A 19,234-nucleotide genomic window follows, 5' to 3' on the forward strand; every position below is an offset into this window, starting at 1 on the left:
TTTATGCTCTTTTTTCTTTCTCGACTATATGGCGCACTTGATAAAATCTATTTGCAAATTCAGTAACGTTTCTTGTTAAACGATAATTCACTGTAGATCCAATTGCCATTCCAATTACCGGTATACCTTGGAATAATTTACGACGAAGAGCATAAATCGAAAATGTCTTCAAAATTTGTTTTAACACAACCTCAGTAGAAGCTGTTTGTAGCACTGCTTCGTCTCCTTCGTAGAAGAACGAATCTTCTTGCTCCAGCTCTTGCAATAAATTGTACCATGCGTATTGCTGAAGTCTTCCTGGTAGTAATGACGCATGAAACACCTTTAACGCAAGCATCATTTCATACGGCTTGTTCACATCATGTCCAAATGATGTTGCAATAAGTTGGACTGCCTTCACATTTAATGCGATCATAACCGGAAAATCCGCCGTTAATAATAATAAACCTCCAGCACCTGTTGCCCCGCCTTGTACAAATGAATATAGACGATGACGTGCTGTTTGCTGCTCTGCTATGTATGTTAATTGATCAATAGATAATGCTTTCAAATCTTCAAGCTGTTCAATCGATTCATCAAATAATCTTGATGTTCCTAAAATCCGATTACGTGCATCTAACTGTGCTTGTGAACTTTGAATAAATGCATGCAAATGAAAGAGCCATCCATCTGCTTTCGTGAAGAATTCTTTTCGCTTTTTCTCAGGTAATTTCGCAACTGTAGTATGTAACCATTTATCAAACACTTTTTGAAAATCGGTCGCTTCTTGCTCAACTAATTGCGCTTCCCATTCTTTTATATTGTCTAAAATGGCTTGTTCTCGCTTCGATCGCATCGTAACAACCACCTCGTTCGATTTTTTTCTATTGTAACATATTTCTGCTTATTCTTTGCAAATATGCTTGTCTATCTTTATTCACATACCATTTTTGAATGGCATAAAATATTAACAAAAAGGATGAGATAAATCACATGAATCTATCCGATATAAAAAAAGAATATAATGCGGTATTCAGCTTAGGACAAAACTGCTGGCCTGCTTGGGCATTATATCAATTAGAATTATCACCATTTTTTGGCGTTATTGATTTTATGCTAAGCCCCTCATTAGAAAAAGTGAATGTATTATTACAAAATCGATTTGACCGCTTTTTAAATTTCGAAAATTTATCCTTCATCTCATTTTGGGATGATGATGCAAAATTAAGATTAAGGGACAACCTTTATGAAATTGACTCCTGTCATGACTTTAAAACAGATGTAAACACACCAACTTCTTGGCCTTCTTATACAGAAATTAAGTTAAATTATGAACATCGTATTAATCGTTTTCTAGCTACAATTGAAACGGCCGAATCCATATTATTTATTCGAACTGGAGGAACATATGAAGAAGCATGTTCCCTAGAACAAATTTTATCTCAAATCGTTACACATACATTCTCTGTCCTGTTACTAATTCCTGCCGATATACCAACTATCACCCAAGAAGATTGGGGATTACAACGTGTTTGCGTTATGAAATGTCCTATTATGGATGTATACCAATACAATGAAGCATTTTGGAAAGACTTATTTGATGGAATTACGATTAGACCACATTCTTAAATACATGACACCTTTACTACAAAACATATTATAATCTTCCTTATACAAAAAAATAAGGAGTGATTGTATATGTATCCACGTGCAAAGGCTTTTGGCATTGCTATACATCACGGGCGTCTTCTCGTACAAGAATATCATTCAGCCGATGAAACATTTTACCGACCTCTTGGTGGTTCAATTGAACTTGGTGAACAATCAGCACATACCGTTATTCGTGAATTTAGGGAAGAGCTTCATACAGAAGTGGAAATCACCAATTATTTAGGTTGTTTAGAAAATGTCTTTCATCTAGATGGAGACATTGGTCATGAAATTATTCAACTATATTCTTTGCGTTTATTAGACACGTCACTATATGAAATGAAAATATTAAATATACAAGATGAGGAAACAGTAGCATATGCGAAATGGATTCCTATTACGGCATTCATTCAGAAAGAAAAAATATTATATCCGGATGGAGTTTTAAAATACATCCAAAAGAAAAAAGACGAAATCCTATAGGATCTCGTCTTTTTTTTCATATATTAACCAATATCTCCAAGACGTAGTACGTCACGAGCAATCATAACTTCTTCGTCAGTTGGAATTACGATAATTTTTACTGGAGAGTGTGGGAAGCTGATGAATGCTTCTTCACCGAATACGTTATTACGTTTTGCATCGAAGTATACGCCCATGTACTCAAGGCCTTCTAATACGCGCTCACGAATAATCGCACTGTTTTCACCTACACCAGCTGTGAAGATGATTGCGTCTACACCTTTCATACGAGCAGTGTAAGAACCGATGTATTTGTGGATACGGCTTACGAATACATCAAGTGCTACTTTCGCACGGTGGTCGCCTTCTTCTTCTTTCGCAATGATGTCACGTAGGTCACTAGAGTAACCAGTAAGACCTAACATACCACTCTTCTTGTTTAATACGTTAACTACTTCTTCTACTGTTTGGCCTGTTTTTTCCATGATGTATGGAATTAACGCAGGGTCAAGGTTACCAGAACGTGTACCCATTGTTACACCAGCAAGTGGAGTGAAGCCCATAGAAGTATCAATAGATTTACCGCCTTCTACTGCTGCGATACTTGCACCGTTACCTAAGTGACAAGAAAGTAAGCTTAAGCTTTCAATTGGACGACCTAATAATTCAGCCGCACGCTCAGTTACATATTTATGAGAAGTTCCGTGGAAACCGTATTTACGGATGCCGAATTTTTCATAGTACTCATATGGTAAGCTGTATAGGAATGCAGATTCCGGCATTGTTTGGTGGAATGCTGTATCGAATACTGCTACTGCTGGTACGTTTGGTAATACTTCTTGGAATGCTTTAATACCAACAACGTTTGCTGGGTTATGAAGTGGTGCTAAATCGCTTAATTCTTCGATATCAGCTAATACTTCATCAGTAATTAAAACAGAGTCAGCAAATTTTTCGCCGCCGTGAACAACACGGTGACCGATACCGCCAATCTCATCTAGAGATTTAACGATTCCGTTTTCAGTTAACTTTTTAAGAAGCATATTAACTGCTACTGCGTGATCTGGAATGTTTGTAATTTCTTTTTGTTTTTCGCCATCTACAGTAATAGTGAAGATACTATCTTCTAAACCGATACGTTCTACTAAACCTTTTGTTAATACTGTTTCACTTGGCATTTCAAATAATTGGAATTTTAAGGAAGAGCTTCCTGCGTTAATCGCGATGATTTTTGACATCTAGTCTTTCGCCCCTTTTTCTCTTGGTAGTTGTGTGGATGTTTCCACAAACCGCTCGATTTTATCTGATCAAATTCACTAAATATGAAAACGTTTCATCATTAGCAAATTTTATACTCACGATTTTAATTTAAACATCGTCCGACATATATTTCAAGTGAAAAAATTGTAACACCAAGAAAAAATATATATTACAGATTTCAAAAAAATTCAGTTAAATCTTGTATATATTTAAAAATATGACATATTATATAAAACTGTACTACATAAATCACTAATGCTGTTACATATACCTAGCTTTATTTATGTGTTGCAAACCAAGTATTTAATTGATCCATAATGTCTTCCATCGCCTTCATGTTAGAGAATTTAGGCAACTCCACTAATAACGCCTGTTTTGGCATTGTTACATTAGCGCCTTTCTTTTGGAGAACAAATATACTTTTTGCATTTTTCTCGTTTTTAAACATGGAAACAGGAAGCTGTAATAACCCTTGAATAAAGCATGTTTCTTTAATAAATGCATGTAATTTCGGTGCTTGGTCACTTTCAAAAATGAAGTTTGGTACTAAGAAGAATAAGTAACCGCCCTCTTTCGTATGTTTCACACTTTGTTCAATAAATAAGTGATGGGCATACGACATTCCTTCATCTGCTTTTAATTTATATTCACTTGCACCGATTTCGTTTGGATAATAACCAACCGGTAAGTCTGAAACGACTGCATCAACTGGATCGATATAAAGTGGTGCTAGTCCATCTTGATGGAAGAATTCGATTGCATGCTTTTGTAAATTTGCATTTACTAAAGCAAGTTTAATTAGCACTTCATCCACTTCTACACCAAATCCACTCATTGTTAGTCCTTCTTTAGCGCTATTAAACACTGTAGTCATTAAGTTACCTGTTCCAATTGCAGGATCTAAAACTGTAATTTCATTTTGACCTTGCATAAATTTATGGAATAAGTAACTCATGAACATCCCAACTGCATCAGGTGTCATTTCGTGATTCGCTTGTACGCCTTCTTTCATTCCTTTTAAGATGGCTAACTGAAATGCTTTACGAATTTCTTCACCTTTATATGTTTCTTCATTAAACGTACTATATTCACGATTCAGCCTTTCAATTGCTGATTCGGATAATTCCTCTTGTAAAATCGCTCCCTCAAACAAGTTATCACCTGTTTCTACAAGCGCCTCTAAATATGTTACATCTAATTCTTTACGTAAAACTACCGCAGAAGAATCAAAAATAGAAAATAATGTTTCTACTGTCTGACTCACGTACATTCCTCCTTCTCTCTTTTACACATAACTTATATCATACCACAAAGTGATTTTTTCCAAAAAGAAAAAGCGACCTCCTGTAAAGAGCTCCCCTTTAGTTATATATGATATAACGTTTTTTCTCATATATCGATGCCGTTACAGAGCAATATATGAGAAAAAACGACCTCTTTATAAGAGGTCATTTTCTTCACATTACTTCGCAGATTTAGCTGCTTCTAATGCTGCTTCATAGTTTGGGTGGCTTGTACCTTCGCTTACGTATTCTACGTAAACTACTTTGTCATTGCTATCTACTACGAATACTGCACGAGCAAGTAAACGAAGTTCTTTCATTACTAAGCCGTAAGCTTCACCGAATGAAAGGTCGCGGTGGTCAGAAAGTGTTACAACATTTTCTAAACCGTTTGCTGCACACCAGCGTTTTTGAGCGAATGGTAAATCAGCGCTAATTGTTAATACTTTCGCGTTTTCAATACCTGCTGCATCTTGGTTAAAACGACGTGTTTGTGCATCACACACACCTGTGTCGATTGAAGGTACAACACTAATTAATTTCACTTCGCCTTTGTATGTTTCTAAACTTACTGGAGATAAGTCGTTTGCTAATACTTGGAAGTTTGGCGCTTGATCGCCAACTTTAACTTCTGTTCCAACTAAAGTCATTGGATTACCTTTAAAAGTTACGTTTGCCACTTGAAAATCCTCCCTTATTTAAACAAAATATGTACAATGTAAATGATAGTTTGTCCCTATCGATAATGCAAATAAAATCGCTTTATTTACAAAAAAATTAAAGAAGCTAACCTATTGATTAGCTTCTTTATTCGTTAAATTTGAAATTCAGGATCATCTTCTTTTCGTTTATCCATCATTTCTTTCACTTTATCAACAGCTTGTGGCGCTAATTCAATTATTTTATCGATGACATGTGTTTGTTTATCTAAGTGCAATACTTTCACACCATCTCCATTTATAACAAGAAAAGCAACAGGATTAATAGAAACTCCTCCACCACTTCCCCCGCCAAATGGATGGCGGCCTGAATGTTCTACTTTACCAAATTCACTTCCACCAGCAGCAAATCCGAAACTTACTTTCGAAACAGTAAGAATTACACTTCCATCTGCCGCTTTAATTGGGTCACCAACAATTGTATTTACATCAGTCATTTGTTTTAAATGCTGCATTGCTGTTGTCATTAAACCTTGAATTGGATGTTCCATTCTATATCCCCCCTATGCTTGAACAGATTTTTCTGTCATACCAGATCTTTGCTTCCTCATAAATATGAGCAATTTCACCGCTGTTTTTATAGTGCGGAATATACGAAAAGATGCTGTTAACTCACATCTTGATGCAAATCCTTTTCCTTGAAAAACTGGGGTAATTTCAAATTCTGGTACGTCGACAATATGCATATATTGTCCGACAACTCCAGCAGCCATACCTTTTGTCCCCCATGCATATCCAGTGACAATTCCAGTACTAGCTGCGTCGCCTGCTCCAATTTGTGTATGCCATTTCCAACCATTGATTTTCACTCGTTTGAGAAAATCTTTAACAATAGTATGAACTTCTTGAAGCTTTTTTATCAGTTCACCAATGCTGTCAAGTTGCGCCATAATTTTATTATCGAGTCCGCCGTCCTCTTCAGCTTTTTCGATTTTCTGTCCTGTCTTTTTCTGCTGTTTTTCAATTCTTTCCAACACATCAAATGTATATCGAATCATCCATATTTTCACTTGAAGCAAACATTTCTTTTCCATTTCTGAATATAAAAATGTCACCTTAAGCTTTATTTTTGACAATAGTATAAACAAAATAAAAAGAAGAAGAATTATTATTCCAATTACGAGCCACTTCATACGTATCATCCTTTCACTCCGTACCCATTATCGACAACTTTATTCATCATTAAACAGAGTTCTATAAGATTGAATATAAAAATTTTTCTAAAAATAAAAAGGTATTTTGACATTTTATATCGAAATATATTATTTGAACATATCATCAGGGAACGGACTCTAATGATATGTAGCACGAAAAACAGAAAATTTAACTGCAGTGGAGGGATACATAATGGCAGATCGTCGCAATTTATTTTTCTTTTATGGTGATGACAAAGCAACGCTCGTTGAAAAAATGAAACCAATCTATCGTATTTTAGAAGAGAATGGATTTACCATATTAGATCATCCAAAAAATGCAAACGCTATCGTCGGTGTTGGAGATGATGCAACCTTCTTACAAGCCGTTCGTAAAACTGGTTTTAGGGAAGATTGCTTATACGCAGGGATTTCTACGAAAGATGAAACTTCGTTCTACTGCGATTTCCATATTGATCACGTTGATACAGCCCTTCAAGAAATTACAAAAAATGAAATTGAAGTGCGTAAATATCCAACAATTCAGGTAGATGTAGATCACAGTACATCTTTCCATTGTTTAAATGAGTTCTCATTACGTTCTAGTATTATAAAAACATTCGTTGTAGATGTTCACGTTGATGATTTATATTTCGAAACATTTAGAGGTGACGGTTTAGTAGTTTCTACCCCAACAGGAAGTACTGCTTACAATAAATCATTGCATGGCGCAGTTGTTGACCCACTTATTCCATGTTTCCAAGTAAGCGAACTAGCATCTTTAAACAACAACACTTACCGTACGCTCGGTTCACCTTTCATTTTAAATCACGAACGTACATTAACTTTAAAACTAAGACCAGACGGTAACGATTATCCTGTTATCGGCATGGATAACGAAGCGCTTAGCATTAAACAAGTGGAAAAAGCTGTTGTACGCTTAAGCGATAAACAAATTAAAACCGTTAAATTAAAAAACAATTCTTTCTGGGAAAAAGTACAGAGAACGTTTTTATAGGATTAAAATAACCGCAGAATTATGGAATTCCATAATTCTGCGGTTATTTATTTACCCCGATTGGCGCGGACAATACTCTCTTACTATCCACCCGTTATTCTTGTCAGTTTTTGTCGGTAAGTCGATATATTTTAATAATCGCTCATATATTTCGAGTTACGGTAGATATATTTCAATAATCGCTTATATATTTCGAGTTACAGTCGATATATTCCGAAAATCGCTCATATATTTTTACGCATCTTTTCTATAGACAACTTGGCCATCTATTACGGTCATTTCTGCTTCTACTTCTTTTATTTCTTCTGCCTCAATTTCAAACATATTGCGGTCTAATATTGTAAAGTCTGCTTCATATCCTTTTGTAATTTGCCCTCGCTTCGCTTCTTTTCCAATTGCATAGGCACTTCCTGTTGTAAATAAAGAAACAGCCTCATATACCGTTAATCTTTCCTCAGGCATATAGCATACACCGTCAATAAAACTTCTACGTGTAACAGCGCTATATATACCTAGAAACGGATTTACTTGTTCAATGGGGGCATCTGAGCCACCATTACAATGTAGCCCTGCTTCCAGTAATGTCTTCCACGCATACGCATAACGAAGACGGCGCTCTCCTAGTTTTTCAATGACTGACGGAAAATCTGATGAAAGAAAGACTGGCTGTATATCTATAATGACTTGCAAGTTTTTCATTCTTTCAATTAACTCCTCACGAGCAAGCTGACAATGAATAATGCGGTCACGTAACCCTTTTGCTGGTGGATATAATTCGAGTGCATCAATGACATATTCAAGCGATAAATCACCGATAGTATGAATCGCAACTGGCATATGTAAATCTCGTGCTTTCTTCACTAATTCTGCAAGTTCTTCACATGAGAAAATCGCAACCCCATTCGTTTCCTTCGCATCTTCATACGGTTCACTTAATAATGCTGTTCTTCCGCCAAAAGAACCGTCAGAAAAAATTTTCATTGCCCCAAATTCAATATAATGTTCATTTTCATATTCTTTTCGTTCATGTGCTACTTCATGGTGAACGAGCAAATGGGCTTTAAATGGCATTTCTTTTATCACATGAGAAAACGCATTATGCGTTTTTCTAAAACCACCATAATAATTTAAATCTTCCGTATGCCCGCCAACAAGTCCGTATTTCCAGCAATCTTTAATCGCTGTTTGCAGAGCTCTTTGTAAATAAGCTTCATCAATTTCTGGCTGAACATGTTTAATTAATTCTTGCCCTTGTTCATATAAAAGTCCTGTTAACTTATTTGATGAATCCCTGCCAATTTTCCCGCCTTTTGGATTTTCTGTCGCTTCTGTTATATTCGCTTCTTGCAGTATGTATGAATTCACCCATGTAACGTGACGACAAACTCTCTTTAATAAAATAGGATGGTCTTTCGAAATTTCATCTAAATCACGCGCGTGAACATCTTTCGTATCTGTAAAGTTATTTTCATTCCATCCTTCTCCAATAATCCAAGAGCCCTTTGGAGCTTCTTCCACTTGCTTCTGAACGAGAGCCAGTACTTCGCTATAAGATGTACAATTTGATAAATCTAGACGGAGTAATCTCTCTCCATGCCCAATAAGATGCATATGGCTATCAACGAGACCTGGAATCATTGTTTTTCCTTTTAGGTCATGTAACTTTACGTTTGAATATCTGCTTTCTAATTCTCCCTTATTACCAGCATCAACAATTATGCCGTTTTCAACGTAAACAGCGTCCACTTTTTCATTTTCTTCTCTCATTGTGTAAATGGTGCCGCCATACCAAATTTCTCCCATATATCCCATCTCCTTTATTTTTTATTGTATAAAAAAAAAGCACCAGTTCAAAACATGGTGCTTTTCTAAAAATTACTTTTGTTCAGTAGTAGACGTTGTAACTTGCCATTCAATATTAAATTTATCTTTTACTTGTCCGTATGCTGGGCTCCAGAATGTTTCTTGAAGTGGCATGATAACTTCTCCACCTTCTTGTAACTTATCGAATACTTCTTTTGCTTTTTCTGCATTACTAATTTGAATTGCGATTGTTACTTGAGATCCGATTGCATGTCCTTGACCTGGGAATGTATCAGAAATCATAAGATCCGTATTACCAACTTTTAAAGTAGCGTGTAAAACGCGCTCTTTCGCTTCAGCTGGAATCGGGTATTCTGGATTTTCAGGCATGTCACCAAAAGTTTGCATGACTTCTACTTTTGCATCTAAAGCCTCTTTATAAAACTGTACAGCTTCTTGCCCACTACCATCTAAAACTAAGTACGGATTAATACCTAAAATCATACGGACACCTCTTTTTTAAGTTTATAAAATCGAACTTGTGTTCGTTTTTATATTATCATTGTTTTGCATTTCATTCAACTATTTACTTCACTGTTTTCAAAATTATTTTGACGGAATCTCCATCTCTTGTTTTCTAAGTTCAATACGGCGAATTTTTCCAGAAATCGTTTTTGGTAGTTCATCTACAAATTCAATTTTGCGAGGGTATTTATATGGTGCAGTAAGTTCTTTGACGTGTTGTTGGAGTGTTGGAATTAATGTTTCTTCGTTCTTTTCTATATTCTCTCTTAATACGATAAATGCCTTCACGACACTTCCACGAATTTCATCAGGACTTGCGACAACTGCACATTCTCTTACGTAAGGATGTTTTACAAGTGCATCCTCTACTTCAAACGGCCCGATTGTATAACCAGAGCTAATAATGATATCATCACCGCGCCCTTCAAACCAGAAGTAGCCGTCTTCATCTTTCTTCGCTTTATCACCTGTAATATAATAATCACCGCGGAATTGCATCGCTGTACGTTCATCGTCTTTGTAATATTGTTTAAAGAGGGCCGGCGTTTCAATGTGAACTGCAATATCACCAACTTCGCCTACTTTAACCGGAGTACCTTCCTCATTTACGATATCGACGTGGTTACCTGGCGTTGGTTTCCCCATTGATCCTGGTCTAATATCCATCCCTTTCATTACACCAACAAGTAATGTATTTTCCGTTTGCCCATAGCCGTCTCTTACTGTAATATGAAAGTGCTTTTGGAACGTTCCAATGACTTCTCTATTTAATGGCTCACCTGCTGATACAGCGCTATGTAACGCCTCTAAATTGTACTGGCTTAAATCTTCTACCTTTGCCATTAATCTATACTCAGTCGGTGTACAACAAAGCACATTCACCTTATTATCGTCTAATAAGTTCAGGTATGTTTTCGGTTCAAACTTACCGTGATATACAAATCCTGTTGCCCCTGATCCTAGCGTTGCTAAAAACGGGCTCCAAATCCACTTTTGCCAGCCTGGACTAGCTGTTGCCCATACAATATCATTCTCTTCAATTCCGAGCCAATTTGGAGCGCTCGTACGTAAATGAGCGTATGCCCACGCATGTGTATGAACGACACCTTTCGGATTTCCTGTCGTTCCTGACGTGTAAGATAAAAAGACCATATCTTCTTTATCTGTCTTCGCCATTTCTAACATGTCACTCTCTGTTTCTAATGCTGTTTTTAAATTAATCCATCCATCTACTGACTGCTCGCTCAGGACAAATTTTTGAAGAGATTCCATCGCTTTTATATCATCAAACTGCCTAATGTACGGCTCATAGCTTACTATCGCTTTTACTTCTCCATGTCCAATTCGATATTCTATATCTTTTTTACGTAACATTTCCGAGCTTGGAATTACGACAAATCCTGCTTTAATAGCAGCAATATACGTCATGTACGCTTCAATTAAACGCGGCATCATAATGAGAAGCTTGTCCCCTTTTTGCAAACCACTTTTTATAAAAGCGTTTCCAATTTTATTCGCACCTTGCATTAATTCAGCGTATGTAACTTCCCTTCGATTCCCTTTATCATCTTGCCAAATTAAAGCTAACTTCTCTTTATCACCTGTATATTTCTCTATTTCAGAAACTAAATTATAAGACGGTGGCGCCAACAATTCTTCTCTCTTCATAAAATATCCTCCCTTTTCTTTATGCCTCCTTTATATAATACAGAATTTTCTGTTAATTTTGAACCCTCTTCTTTTGACAAATTTTTCAGTTCTGTCGAATTACTAAATGAAATTACATCAACTTACCGACAAATGGCAACACAAAAAAGAAAGAGCGGGAGAACCCGCTCTTTCTAAGCCATCATATGGGATTATTTTTGGTAACCGCCTAATTGTTGCTCAGCTAGTGAAACTAGACGTTTAGTGATTTCACCACCAACAGAACCGTTAGCGCGAGCTGTTGCATCAGCTCCAAGTTGAACACCAAACTCTTGAGCGATTTCGTATTTCATTTGGTCTAATGCTGATTCAGCACCAGGAACCGCTAATTTATTTGTGCTACGTGACATGTTATATCACCTCCTTGTGAGTATAGAGTGTGATAAATAACATGACTTCATACACGTTTTAGATATGGTAATTTATGGTTTAGAAAAGTTCTTCAAATTTTTCTTCTTCCGCCACTACTTCTATCGTTTGTAATACCATTGTTTCTTTGTTCGCTACAGCTTCATCGATTAATGGTGTGAAATCGTATTTCGCTTCAAAACGATTTGCTTTTTCACGTTTCGGCTTCGTCGCTGGGCTTGCTGGTGTAAATACAGTACAGCAATCTTCATATGGACGAATTGAAATATCATACGTGCCGATTTCTTCAGCGATTTTAATAATCTCTAATTTATCCATCGTAATAAGCGGACGAATAACTGGGTAGTTTGTTACTTCGTTAATCGTATGCATACTATCTAACGTTTGGCTTGCTACTTGCCCAAGACTTTCACCAGTCGTAATTGCAAGTGCGTTACGCTCCTCAGCAATACGTTCTGTAATACGCATCATCATACGGCGCATAACCGTCATTGAATAGCTAGATGGGATTTCTTTATTAATTGTTTTTTGCACTTCTGTAAACGGAACAAGGTGAAGCGTTACTCGTTTACAATACTTCGTTAACTCTTGCGCTAAATCGATTACTTTTTGTTTTGCACGCTCACTTGTGAAAGGTGGACTATGGAAGTGAACTGCTTCCACAGATACGCCACGTTTCATCGTTAAGTAAGCTGCTACTGGGCTATCAATACCACCAGAAAGAAGTACCATTACTTTTCCGCCAACGCCAACTGGTAAACCGCCAGCTCCCATACGCTCATCACACATAATGTAGCTATAACCACTGCGAATTTCTACACGTACATTTACATCTGGATTATGAACATCTACAGTAATATCTTCTGTATTTTCTAGAATGTGTCCACCAATCTCAGGTAATAATTCCATCGTTCTCATTGGGAAATGCTTATAAGAACGGTGTACAGTAATTTTAAATGTTTTCACATCGCCTTTTACTTGTAAGAAAGCTGCTAATGCACCTTTTTTAATGTCTTCTAATTCTGATGGTACTTTCATCGCTAAGTTAAACTTATGAATACCAAATACATCTTTCAATCTTTCAGATACCGCTTCATGATCTTCGCCATTTAATTGGATGTACATACGGTCATGTGTTGCATCGATTTTAATATTTGGGAATTTTTTCAGTTTGAACTTCACGTTATCTTTTAATGTGCTTACAAATTTAGAACGGTTCTTACCTTTTGTCGTCATTTCTCCATAACGCACTAAAATATATTCATATTTCAACATAATTTCTTTACCTCATCACTTCATATAATTTTGGCAGCGTCTCTTTTACAATACCTTCAAATTGTTTTACTTCTTCCATTGTGTTTTCTGGTGCCAAACTAATACGAATAGCGCTTGCAGCTGCTGCATGCGGCACTCCCATTGACACTAACACTCTGCTCACTTCATTTGCTTTTGAAGAACAAGCAGATTTCGTTGACACATATACACCGTGTTCTTCTAAAGCATGAACGACTACTTCTGGTTTTAAACCAACAAATGATACATTTAAAATGTGCGGTGCTGCATATGCAAGCGACGTGTTAATCGTTACATCTTCCATCTCTTTAAAGAAACGAACAAGCTCTGCTTGTAAACTTTGCAAATGAGCTACCTTTTCTTTCACTTGTTCCATTGTCATGCGAAGTGCTTTCACCATCGCTACAATGCCAGGTAAATTCTCTGTACCAGAGCGATACTTAAGCTCTTGTTGACCACCTGATAAAATCGGATCTAATCTTACGCCATCGCGTACATAAAGAAGCCCCGTTCCTTTTACACTGTGGAATTTATGTCCAGATATTGAGCAAAGATCAATATGAGAAGCATATAAATCAAGCGGTACTTTTCCTATCCCTTGTACATGATCTACATGGAATCTTATTTTCGGATGATTCGATAATAACGTTCCAATTTCAGCAACGGGTTGAATTGCTCCAGTTTCGTTGTTCACATGAATAATTGACACAAGAATCGTATCTTCACGAAGCGCTCGTTTCACATCTTCTACCGATACAACACCATGCTCGTTAACCGGTAAATATGTTACATCAAACCCGAGTTCTTCTAATTGCTTATATGCCTCAAACACAGACGCGTGTTCAATATTTGTTGTAATGATATGTTTGCCACGCGAACGATTCCTCATCGCTATCCCTTTAATCGCAAGGTTATTCCCTTCCGTTCCACCTGATGTAAAAATAATTTCAGAAGGTTTAACACGAAGAAGCTGCGCTGCAATCGTTCTTGATTGTGTTAATAGACGCTCTGCCTCTCCTCCAAGCGAATGAATAGAAGAAGGATTACCAAAATATTTCCCAGCAACCGTCACGTACGATTGAAGAGCTTCTGGATATGGCTTAGTCGTCGCACTATTATCAAAATAGATCATCGTTCTTCCCCTTTCAGCGCTATCACATCGTATAATCATATCATAAATACGTGTCATTACGCTAAGACTACGCAAAGGTTCCGTTTTATCTCGATTGGTGAAGGCTAATAATTGGCGAGGATGCCCTCCTATTACAGTTTCACTTTATCCCGCGTTAACGGGCAATAAGACTCTCACCTCAAAATCCAGTTAGAGCAAAGAAGTTAGATGGGAGATTAACTGCCCGTAAATGCCCGATTGGTGAAGGCTAGTAATCAGTGGGGATGAATCTTCCCACCGATTACAGTTTCACTTTATTTTGAAACGAATAACCTTGCTGTATTCCGCTATTCATTATAGCAACATCGCCTGCAAAATTACATAAAAAAACAAACCCTTTTATGAAAGGGTTTGTTCATTGTCTACATATTCAGCTATTTTTTGAACAACGCCAGGTTCAAGTTGCTCTAATACTGAAGCCGCTTGTTCTAAAGCTGCATCGTATTGGTATTCACGGAATAATTTCTCAGCATAATTTAAACTTTCTGCTAGGTTTTCATCATGACTGCGGTAACGGTTACCGTACTGAATTAATTTTTCCACTAAATACGCTTGTCCAATTAACTCTTCTGTCATTTCAGCCACACCATTCACAGTTGTATATGCTTCTTCTAAACTGCTATTTACAGCGTTCATATTTAACGGCTTCACTTCTAATTGTTCATATACAGCTTGCATTGCCATTTGCCCTCTTTTTAAATCTTCCATAATACTCTCTGGAAGACCTGGCAAATTCGATTTTTGCATAAAGCGTTTCGTTTCGAAAATAGTATTTCGCATTTCTTGTAACTTCTCACGTGCTTCAAATTCTTCTTTGCGCATCGTTTGCAGCATTTCTTTATATTCTGCATGAAGTACTTTTAACGTTTCACATTGCTCATAAACCTCTTCTAGTTCCTCGCGAATAATAGAGAAGGCAATATCTTGTTCTGCAACGCGTAATTGTAGCATTTCAAAACGTTTCGTTAAAATGTGCATTTGCTTTTCAATTACTTTTTGAGACTCAATGTCTTTATCTTGTAACTGATAGCTTTGTTTCACAAGTTGTGTTTCTGTTTTCGTTTCAATCGTTTCGATGCGCATTTCTTCTAAATCATCATAAACAGAAAGTGTTTTTTGCTCCACATAATGTCTCGCATGTACTTCTTGTTCCAGTTGATCGTAGAAGCCATCTAAACGTGTTTTTAAGTTTTCTACTTTTTCAGCCGCTTCTGTTATATGAAGCTCCTGTATATCCATTAAACATGTTTGTAGTTGTTTCGTCATATCGCGAACTTCTTTAGGGACTTCCAAATAATCTAATACATAACCTTGTCTTACCATATCATTGTGTCCGTGTAATAAATCTTCCAGCTGAACTGGTAACGTCGCTTGACACTCTACCAATAAATCTGGAATTTGGTGAATAATGATTTCTAAATCTGCTAAACCTTCTTCCAAACTAATAACAATTTCTCTCGCTTTTAAATAGTCGCCATTGTTTGTCGCTTCTTCAAAGGTTTTAAATTTCTCAGATTCAGCGTCTAGCATCTCTTCGATTTTCTGCTCTGCTGCTCCATACATATGTCTATGAGCAAGAACACTCTTTTTCATACTACGATATGTATCACGTAACCCTTCAATTTCCGAGCTATTTTTCTCATGGCTTTCTAACAATTGCTGTAATTCATTTAAAATGTCCGTAATACGATTATCAGCGTCATCTAAACCACTTATGGATTCGTTCATCGCATGCTTTGCTTTTCGGAAGGAGAATTGCGAGGCGAATTTTCGCGCTTGCGCTAAATCTTTGTCAGCTTTCGGAAGGGTTGTTGATACAATTTCATCCCATTCTTCACGCCATTTACCAAACAGTTCTTCTGTTTGACCCGTCATGTTTAAATCTTTTACCCGTTTTAGTTCATCTGCCACAGGTTTATCTTTTATCTCTTGTTTCCACTGCTCCAGTGCTTCAATATCTTTATATGAACGATTTCTTATCACAAGCTCTATCATGAGCAGCACTAGAATAGAGCTTACTACAATGATAACGATCGTCAGGATAGAATCCATGCAAAAAAGCCTCCTAGTTATATCTCTTTTTTTGTCCGTTCCGTTTATGAAATGGAAGGCATTATGTATAAAAAGGGAATTCCCCTATATTTAACAACTAACAATGTACTAATCATACCATGTAATGGTTTGTTTTTGACCTAGTTTTTTAAAAATTTCATGTTCCTTTCAATGTGATTGTAATCTTTCTCAATATTCCGCCTACCTCACTACCTATCCTCAAATGATTGTAATAACAAACAATCTTTCGTATGGGATACGAAATAAATTTTCCGCATGAGTGGTGGTTCAACAGAAATTACATGTACATTTCCTTGCCTTACAGACTGCTCTACTGCCCTTTCTGGAAGTAACGTGATACCAAGGCCAGCTTTTACCATTGCAAGCATCGGTTCTGCGTAAGATGTTTCCACAGCTATAGTTGGTTTTACATCTATTTCATGAAACATGTTCATAATCATTTTCCTTACATCACATATTTCTGGATATACAATTAATTTTTCATTGTGCATCTCTTCTATTTGAATGACTATCTTCTCTTTGTACGGATGATTATTTGAAACGGCACAAACAATTTTCTCTTGTTGCACTTCTTTTATATACGTAGCACCTTCTACTACTGAATCGATGAACATCGCGTCAATCTCCCGCGCTTTAAATAACTCTCTTAATACTTCCGTATGTCCGATTTGCCATTCCACTTCGCACTCATCACCTAATATATCTTTACATTCTGATATGTAATGCTCCGCTAAACTCGGTAGTATACCAATTGAAAACTTCCGGTTCTCTTGATACCCCCTCATTTCTGTTTTCACTTCATTTATTTGCTCCAAAATCGGTAACATTCTTTTTATAAATAACTCTCCTGCCTCCGTTAACTCTACTCCTTGCGCAGAACGTTTAAGTAAAGTAACCTCTAAATCCGCTTCTAACTTTTGAATTTGTTTACTAAGCGCTGGTTGAGATATATGTAAAATCTTACTTGCCTTTGATAAACTTCGCGTATGCTTCACTTCAATAAACGATCGTACTGCCTCCAAATCCATCGTACACACCTCTAACAAAAAGTTATAACCGTTATAAGAAATCGATATTTCCTCCTATAAACAATTACTCTTTATACTTATTTCATCAACTTACTATAACGAAATGTAAAGGGGAAAGATACTGTTGAACAAAAAACAAATGCTACTCGGATCCTTTCTATGCTTACTCGCCGTCACTGCCTGGGGATTTATGTTTCCTGTAATGGCAAATGCTCTGCAATTTATCGATCCATTCTTCTTCACAACGCTTCGCTATGGATCAGCAGCTATTATTTTTCTTATTTTGCTATTAATTACTGAAGGAAAGACTTCACTCCGCTTAGAAAAAAGAACACTTTCTCTATTCTTTTACGGGACAGTCGGTTTCGCGGGGTATGGTTTTCTCGTTTTCTACGGACAACAACTTGCTGGACCTTCCGGAGCAATCCATGCAGCTATGATTCAATCCCTTATGCCACTGATTGCCTTATCACTGCAATGGATAACGAAAAATCGCCGCCCACAAAACTATACATTCCTTTGTATGTTCGTTGCATTACTTGGTGTTATGCTTGTCATTTCAAAAGGAAATATTGAATTATTATTTGGAGCTGCAAGCCACTTATCGACAAATATATTGATGCTATGCGGCGTTACTTGCTGGGTCATTTATACAAACGGGGGTGCTCGTTTTCAATTTTGGTCACCACTTAGGTACACGACATTAACTTGTTTATTTGGCTCCATTTCACTCATCGTTATTGTTACTTTCTTAACGTACACAAATATAGTTACTATACCGTCACTGCGTACAGTTGTGAGCGTTCGTTTTGAGCTCTTTTATATGTCGATTATCGCAGGCGTTATCGCTGTATTTTGCTGGAATATGGGAAATCGCTATATTTCATCTATTAACGGCATATTATTTATGAATTTAGTTCCTATCCTTGCACTAATCGGTTCTATCTTTCGAGGTTATACAGTGGATAAAATTGAAATCGCTGGAGCTGCATTAACAATTATCGCGCTATTATGTAACAATTTATGGCAAAGAAAAGTAAACATAAAAATCCCCACCTCAGTTCGTTAGGTGGGGATTCTTCACATATGAACAGCTCTTGGCCATTCATGGTACATATTCGCTTTACATAATGCTTGTTCCATCCATTGCTCAATCTCTTTCGTGTACATCTCTATAAAAAATGTCTCAGACGGGAAAGAATGCAGTACTTCTGATATATATTGTGGATATAAAAACGGCATATTTATCATACCTTTTAATTGCGTCATAAACATTGTAAATGATACTTTCTGAAATTCTTGTTTCATTTGTCCTTGTCTAATCATTTGTTCTATATAATATCTTTCTTTAGAAAAATAAACGGTCATCACTTCACGAATTAATGTCGTATCAAGCGAAAGCTCTCGGTAGAAGAAACGTGTTAGTTCTCTATTTTCAAATTGATATCGTAAAATCCCTCGCACCATTTGCACCATCACATCTTTAGCCGACAAATACTCTCTCTGTTCAAACGACATTTCAATCACATGAATATATCCTTCTAAAAAATCAGTAATAAGCTGTTCTAATAAACCTTGCTTCCCAGCAAAATAATATGAAATATTCGCTACATTCACATCCGCTCGCTTTGCAATGTCTCGCACCGACGTTCCATCATAACCTTTCGTATTAAACAACGATATTGCCGCATCAATTACTTTTTGTTTCGTCTGCTTCATGCGCTCACTTCCCTTCAATGAACAGCTATAGTTTAAATTTCT

The 19,234-nt window shown here is 36.7% G+C and carries 19 protein-coding genes; 4 read left to right on the top strand and 15 right to left on the bottom strand.

The window, feature by feature from the left end; genetic code table 11:
- Nucleotide 1 precedes the first annotated feature (1 nt).
- Nucleotides 2–835 carry an EcsC family protein gene (locus tag DN407_RS22890; RefSeq protein WP_001256853.1) on the bottom strand — a complete coding sequence of 278 codons (834 nt, stop codon included), beginning with the start codon at nucleotides 833–835 and terminating at the stop codon, nucleotides 2–4.
- Between the two features lie 137 nt (nucleotides 836–972).
- Here DN407_RS22890 and DN407_RS22895 point away from each other — a divergent pair, with 137 nt between their 5' ends.
- Entirely contained in the window at nucleotides 973–1,608 is a 636-nt protein-coding gene (locus DN407_RS22895) for a DUF1796 family putative cysteine peptidase (RefSeq protein ID WP_001053732.1), read from the top strand.
- A gap of 69 nt (nucleotides 1,609–1,677) precedes the next feature.
- Nucleotides 1,678–2,112, top strand: a complete 435-nt coding sequence (locus DN407_RS22900) for an NUDIX hydrolase (RefSeq protein WP_000283468.1) — start codon at nucleotides 1,678–1,680, stop codon at nucleotides 2,110–2,112.
- A gap of 23 nt (nucleotides 2,113–2,135) precedes the next feature.
- On the opposite strand, the gene ackA is transcribed toward DN407_RS22900, so the two are convergent.
- The 5 genes from ackA to DN407_RS22925 all read right to left on the bottom strand — a co-directional run bounded on the left by ackA (nucleotide 2,136) and on the right by DN407_RS22925 (nucleotide 6,495).
- Nucleotides 2,136–3,329, bottom strand: a complete 1,194-nt coding sequence (ackA, locus tag DN407_RS22905; protein ID WP_000034575.1) for an acetate kinase — start codon at nucleotides 3,327–3,329, stop codon at nucleotides 2,136–2,138.
- A 299-nt stretch (nucleotides 3,330–3,628) separates the two neighbouring features.
- Complete coding sequence (locus tag DN407_RS22910) at nucleotides 3,629–4,615, bottom strand: class I SAM-dependent methyltransferase (protein WP_000084367.1); 987 nt, start codon at nucleotides 4,613–4,615, stop codon at nucleotides 3,629–3,631.
- A 198-nt stretch (nucleotides 4,616–4,813) separates the two neighbouring features.
- Nucleotides 4,814–5,314, bottom strand: a complete 501-nt coding sequence (gene tpx, locus DN407_RS22915; protein ID WP_000024529.1) for a thiol peroxidase — start codon at nucleotides 5,312–5,314, stop codon at nucleotides 4,814–4,816.
- A gap of 134 nt (nucleotides 5,315–5,448) precedes the next feature.
- Nucleotides 5,449–5,844, bottom strand: a complete 396-nt coding sequence (gene ytfJ, locus DN407_RS22920; RefSeq protein WP_000400935.1) for a GerW family sporulation protein — start codon at nucleotides 5,842–5,844, stop codon at nucleotides 5,449–5,451.
- A gap of 12 nt (nucleotides 5,845–5,856) precedes the next feature.
- A complete protein-coding gene (locus DN407_RS22925) occupies nucleotides 5,857–6,495 on the bottom strand; it encodes a DUF2953 domain-containing protein (RefSeq protein ID WP_002101410.1) in 639 nt (212 codons plus the stop codon).
- Nucleotides 6,496–6,700: 205 nt separating this feature from the next.
- Here DN407_RS22925 and DN407_RS22930 point away from each other — a divergent pair, with 205 nt between their 5' ends.
- Nucleotides 6,701–7,504: an NAD kinase gene (locus DN407_RS22930; RefSeq protein WP_149216651.1), complete on the top strand. Its 804-nt coding sequence runs from the start codon at nucleotides 6,701–6,703 to the stop codon at nucleotides 7,502–7,504.
- 234 nt (nucleotides 7,505–7,738) lie between these two features.
- Here the strand turns inward: DN407_RS22930 and DN407_RS22935 are convergent, their stop codons facing one another.
- The 8 genes from DN407_RS22935 to DN407_RS22970 form a co-directional block, all read right to left on the bottom strand.
- A complete protein-coding gene (locus tag DN407_RS22935; RefSeq protein ID WP_097796827.1) occupies nucleotides 7,739–9,307 on the bottom strand; it encodes an amidohydrolase in 1,569 nt (522 codons plus the stop codon).
- 72 nt (nucleotides 9,308–9,379) lie between these two features.
- Nucleotides 9,380–9,811 (bottom strand): VOC family protein, encoded by a 432-nt coding sequence (locus DN407_RS22940; RefSeq protein ID WP_000600350.1) that lies wholly within the window; start codon nucleotides 9,809–9,811, stop codon nucleotides 9,380–9,382.
- 102 nt (nucleotides 9,812–9,913) lie between these two features.
- On the bottom strand, nucleotides 9,914–11,500 hold the full coding sequence (gene mbcS / locus DN407_RS22945; protein WP_000817757.1) for an acyl-CoA synthetase MbcS: 1,587 nt from the start codon (nucleotides 11,498–11,500) through the stop codon (nucleotides 9,914–9,916).
- Between the two features lie 191 nt (nucleotides 11,501–11,691).
- Nucleotides 11,692–11,889: an alpha/beta-type small acid-soluble spore protein gene (locus tag DN407_RS22950; protein WP_000091640.1), complete on the bottom strand. Its 198-nt coding sequence runs from the start codon at nucleotides 11,887–11,889 to the stop codon at nucleotides 11,692–11,694.
- Between the two features lie 79 nt (nucleotides 11,890–11,968).
- A complete protein-coding gene (gene thiI / locus DN407_RS22955; protein ID WP_000922340.1) occupies nucleotides 11,969–13,183 on the bottom strand; it encodes a tRNA uracil 4-sulfurtransferase ThiI in 1,215 nt (404 codons plus the stop codon).
- Nucleotides 13,184–13,190: 7 nt separating this feature from the next.
- A complete protein-coding gene (locus DN407_RS22960; protein WP_000638991.1) occupies nucleotides 13,191–14,333 on the bottom strand; it encodes a cysteine desulfurase family protein in 1,143 nt (380 codons plus the stop codon).
- Between the two features lie 378 nt (nucleotides 14,334–14,711).
- On the bottom strand, nucleotides 14,712–16,424 hold the full coding sequence (ezrA, locus tag DN407_RS22965) for a septation ring formation regulator EzrA (protein WP_000377305.1): 1,713 nt from the start codon (nucleotides 16,422–16,424) through the stop codon (nucleotides 14,712–14,714).
- A 209-nt stretch (nucleotides 16,425–16,633) separates the two neighbouring features.
- The gene (locus DN407_RS22970) at nucleotides 16,634–17,473 is read right to left on the bottom strand and encodes a LysR family transcriptional regulator (protein ID WP_149216652.1); all 840 of its coding nucleotides are present in this window, start codon (nucleotides 17,471–17,473) and stop codon (nucleotides 16,634–16,636) included.
- A 124-nt stretch (nucleotides 17,474–17,597) separates the two neighbouring features.
- Here DN407_RS22970 and DN407_RS22975 point away from each other — a divergent pair, with 124 nt between their 5' ends.
- Nucleotides 17,598–18,542 carry a DMT family transporter gene (locus tag DN407_RS22975; RefSeq protein WP_149216653.1) on the top strand — a complete coding sequence of 315 codons (945 nt, stop codon included), beginning with the start codon at nucleotides 17,598–17,600 and terminating at the stop codon, nucleotides 18,540–18,542.
- A gap of 11 nt (nucleotides 18,543–18,553) precedes the next feature.
- On the opposite strand, the gene refZ is transcribed toward DN407_RS22975, so the two are convergent.
- The gene (gene refZ / locus DN407_RS22980; RefSeq protein ID WP_000814921.1) at nucleotides 18,554–19,192 is read right to left on the bottom strand and encodes a forespore capture DNA-binding protein RefZ; all 639 of its coding nucleotides are present in this window, start codon (nucleotides 19,190–19,192) and stop codon (nucleotides 18,554–18,556) included.
- Nucleotides 19,193–19,234 lie beyond the last annotated feature (42 nt).

It is taken from the genome of Bacillus sp. JAS24-2 (assembly GCF_008274905.1).
Classification (GTDB): Bacteria; Bacillota; Bacilli; order Bacillales; family Bacillaceae_G; genus Bacillus_A; species Bacillus_A cereus.

What these genes read in the sequence shown, in the direction of transcription:
- ezrA (WP_000377305.1), bottom strand. Translation starts at nt 16,424, where the DNA reads ATGGATTCTATCCTGACGATCGTTATCATTGTAGTAAGCTCTATTCTA.
- DN407_RS22900 (WP_000283468.1), top strand. Translation starts at nt 1,678, where the DNA reads ATGTATCCACGTGCAAAGGCTTTTGGCATTGCTATACATCACGGGCGT.
- refZ (WP_000814921.1), bottom strand. Translation starts at nt 19,192, where the DNA reads ATGAAGCAGACGAAACAAAAAGTAATTGATGCGGCAATATCGTTGTTT.
- thiI (WP_000922340.1), bottom strand. Translation starts at nt 13,183, where the DNA reads ATGTTGAAATATGAATATATTTTAGTGCGTTATGGAGAAATGACGACA.
- DN407_RS22930 (WP_149216651.1), top strand. Translation starts at nt 6,701, where the DNA reads ATGGCAGATCGTCGCAATTTATTTTTCTTTTATGGTGATGACAAAGCA.
- DN407_RS22940 (WP_000600350.1), bottom strand. Translation starts at nt 9,811, where the DNA reads ATGATTTTAGGTATTAATCCGTACTTAGTTTTAGATGGTAGTGGGCAA.
- DN407_RS22970 (WP_149216652.1), bottom strand. Translation starts at nt 17,473, where the DNA reads ATGGATTTGGAGGCAGTACGATCGTTTATTGAAGTGAAGCATACGCGA.
- DN407_RS22890 (WP_001256853.1), bottom strand. Translation starts at nt 835, where the DNA reads ATGCGATCGAAGCGAGAACAAGCCATTTTAGACAATATAAAAGAATGG.
- ytfJ (WP_000400935.1), bottom strand. Translation starts at nt 5,844, where the DNA reads ATGGAACATCCAATTCAAGGTTTAATGACAACAGCAATGCAGCATTTA.
- DN407_RS22960 (WP_000638991.1), bottom strand. Translation starts at nt 14,333, where the DNA reads ATGATCTATTTTGATAATAGTGCGACGACTAAGCCATATCCAGAAGCT.
- ackA (WP_000034575.1), bottom strand. Translation starts at nt 3,329, where the DNA reads ATGTCAAAAATCATCGCGATTAACGCAGGAAGCTCTTCCTTAAAATTC.
- DN407_RS22895 (WP_001053732.1), top strand. Translation starts at nt 973, where the DNA reads ATGAATCTATCCGATATAAAAAAAGAATATAATGCGGTATTCAGCTTA.
- mbcS (WP_000817757.1), bottom strand. Translation starts at nt 11,500, where the DNA reads ATGAAGAGAGAAGAATTGTTGGCGCCACCGTCTTATAATTTAGTTTCT.
- DN407_RS22935 (WP_097796827.1), bottom strand. Translation starts at nt 9,307, where the DNA reads ATGGGAGAAATTTGGTATGGCGGCACCATTTACACAATGAGAGAAGAA.
- DN407_RS22950 (WP_000091640.1), bottom strand. Translation starts at nt 11,889, where the DNA reads ATGTCACGTAGCACAAATAAATTAGCGGTTCCTGGTGCTGAATCAGCA.
- DN407_RS22925 (WP_002101410.1), bottom strand. Translation starts at nt 6,495, where the DNA reads ATGATACGTATGAAGTGGCTCGTAATTGGAATAATAATTCTTCTTCTT.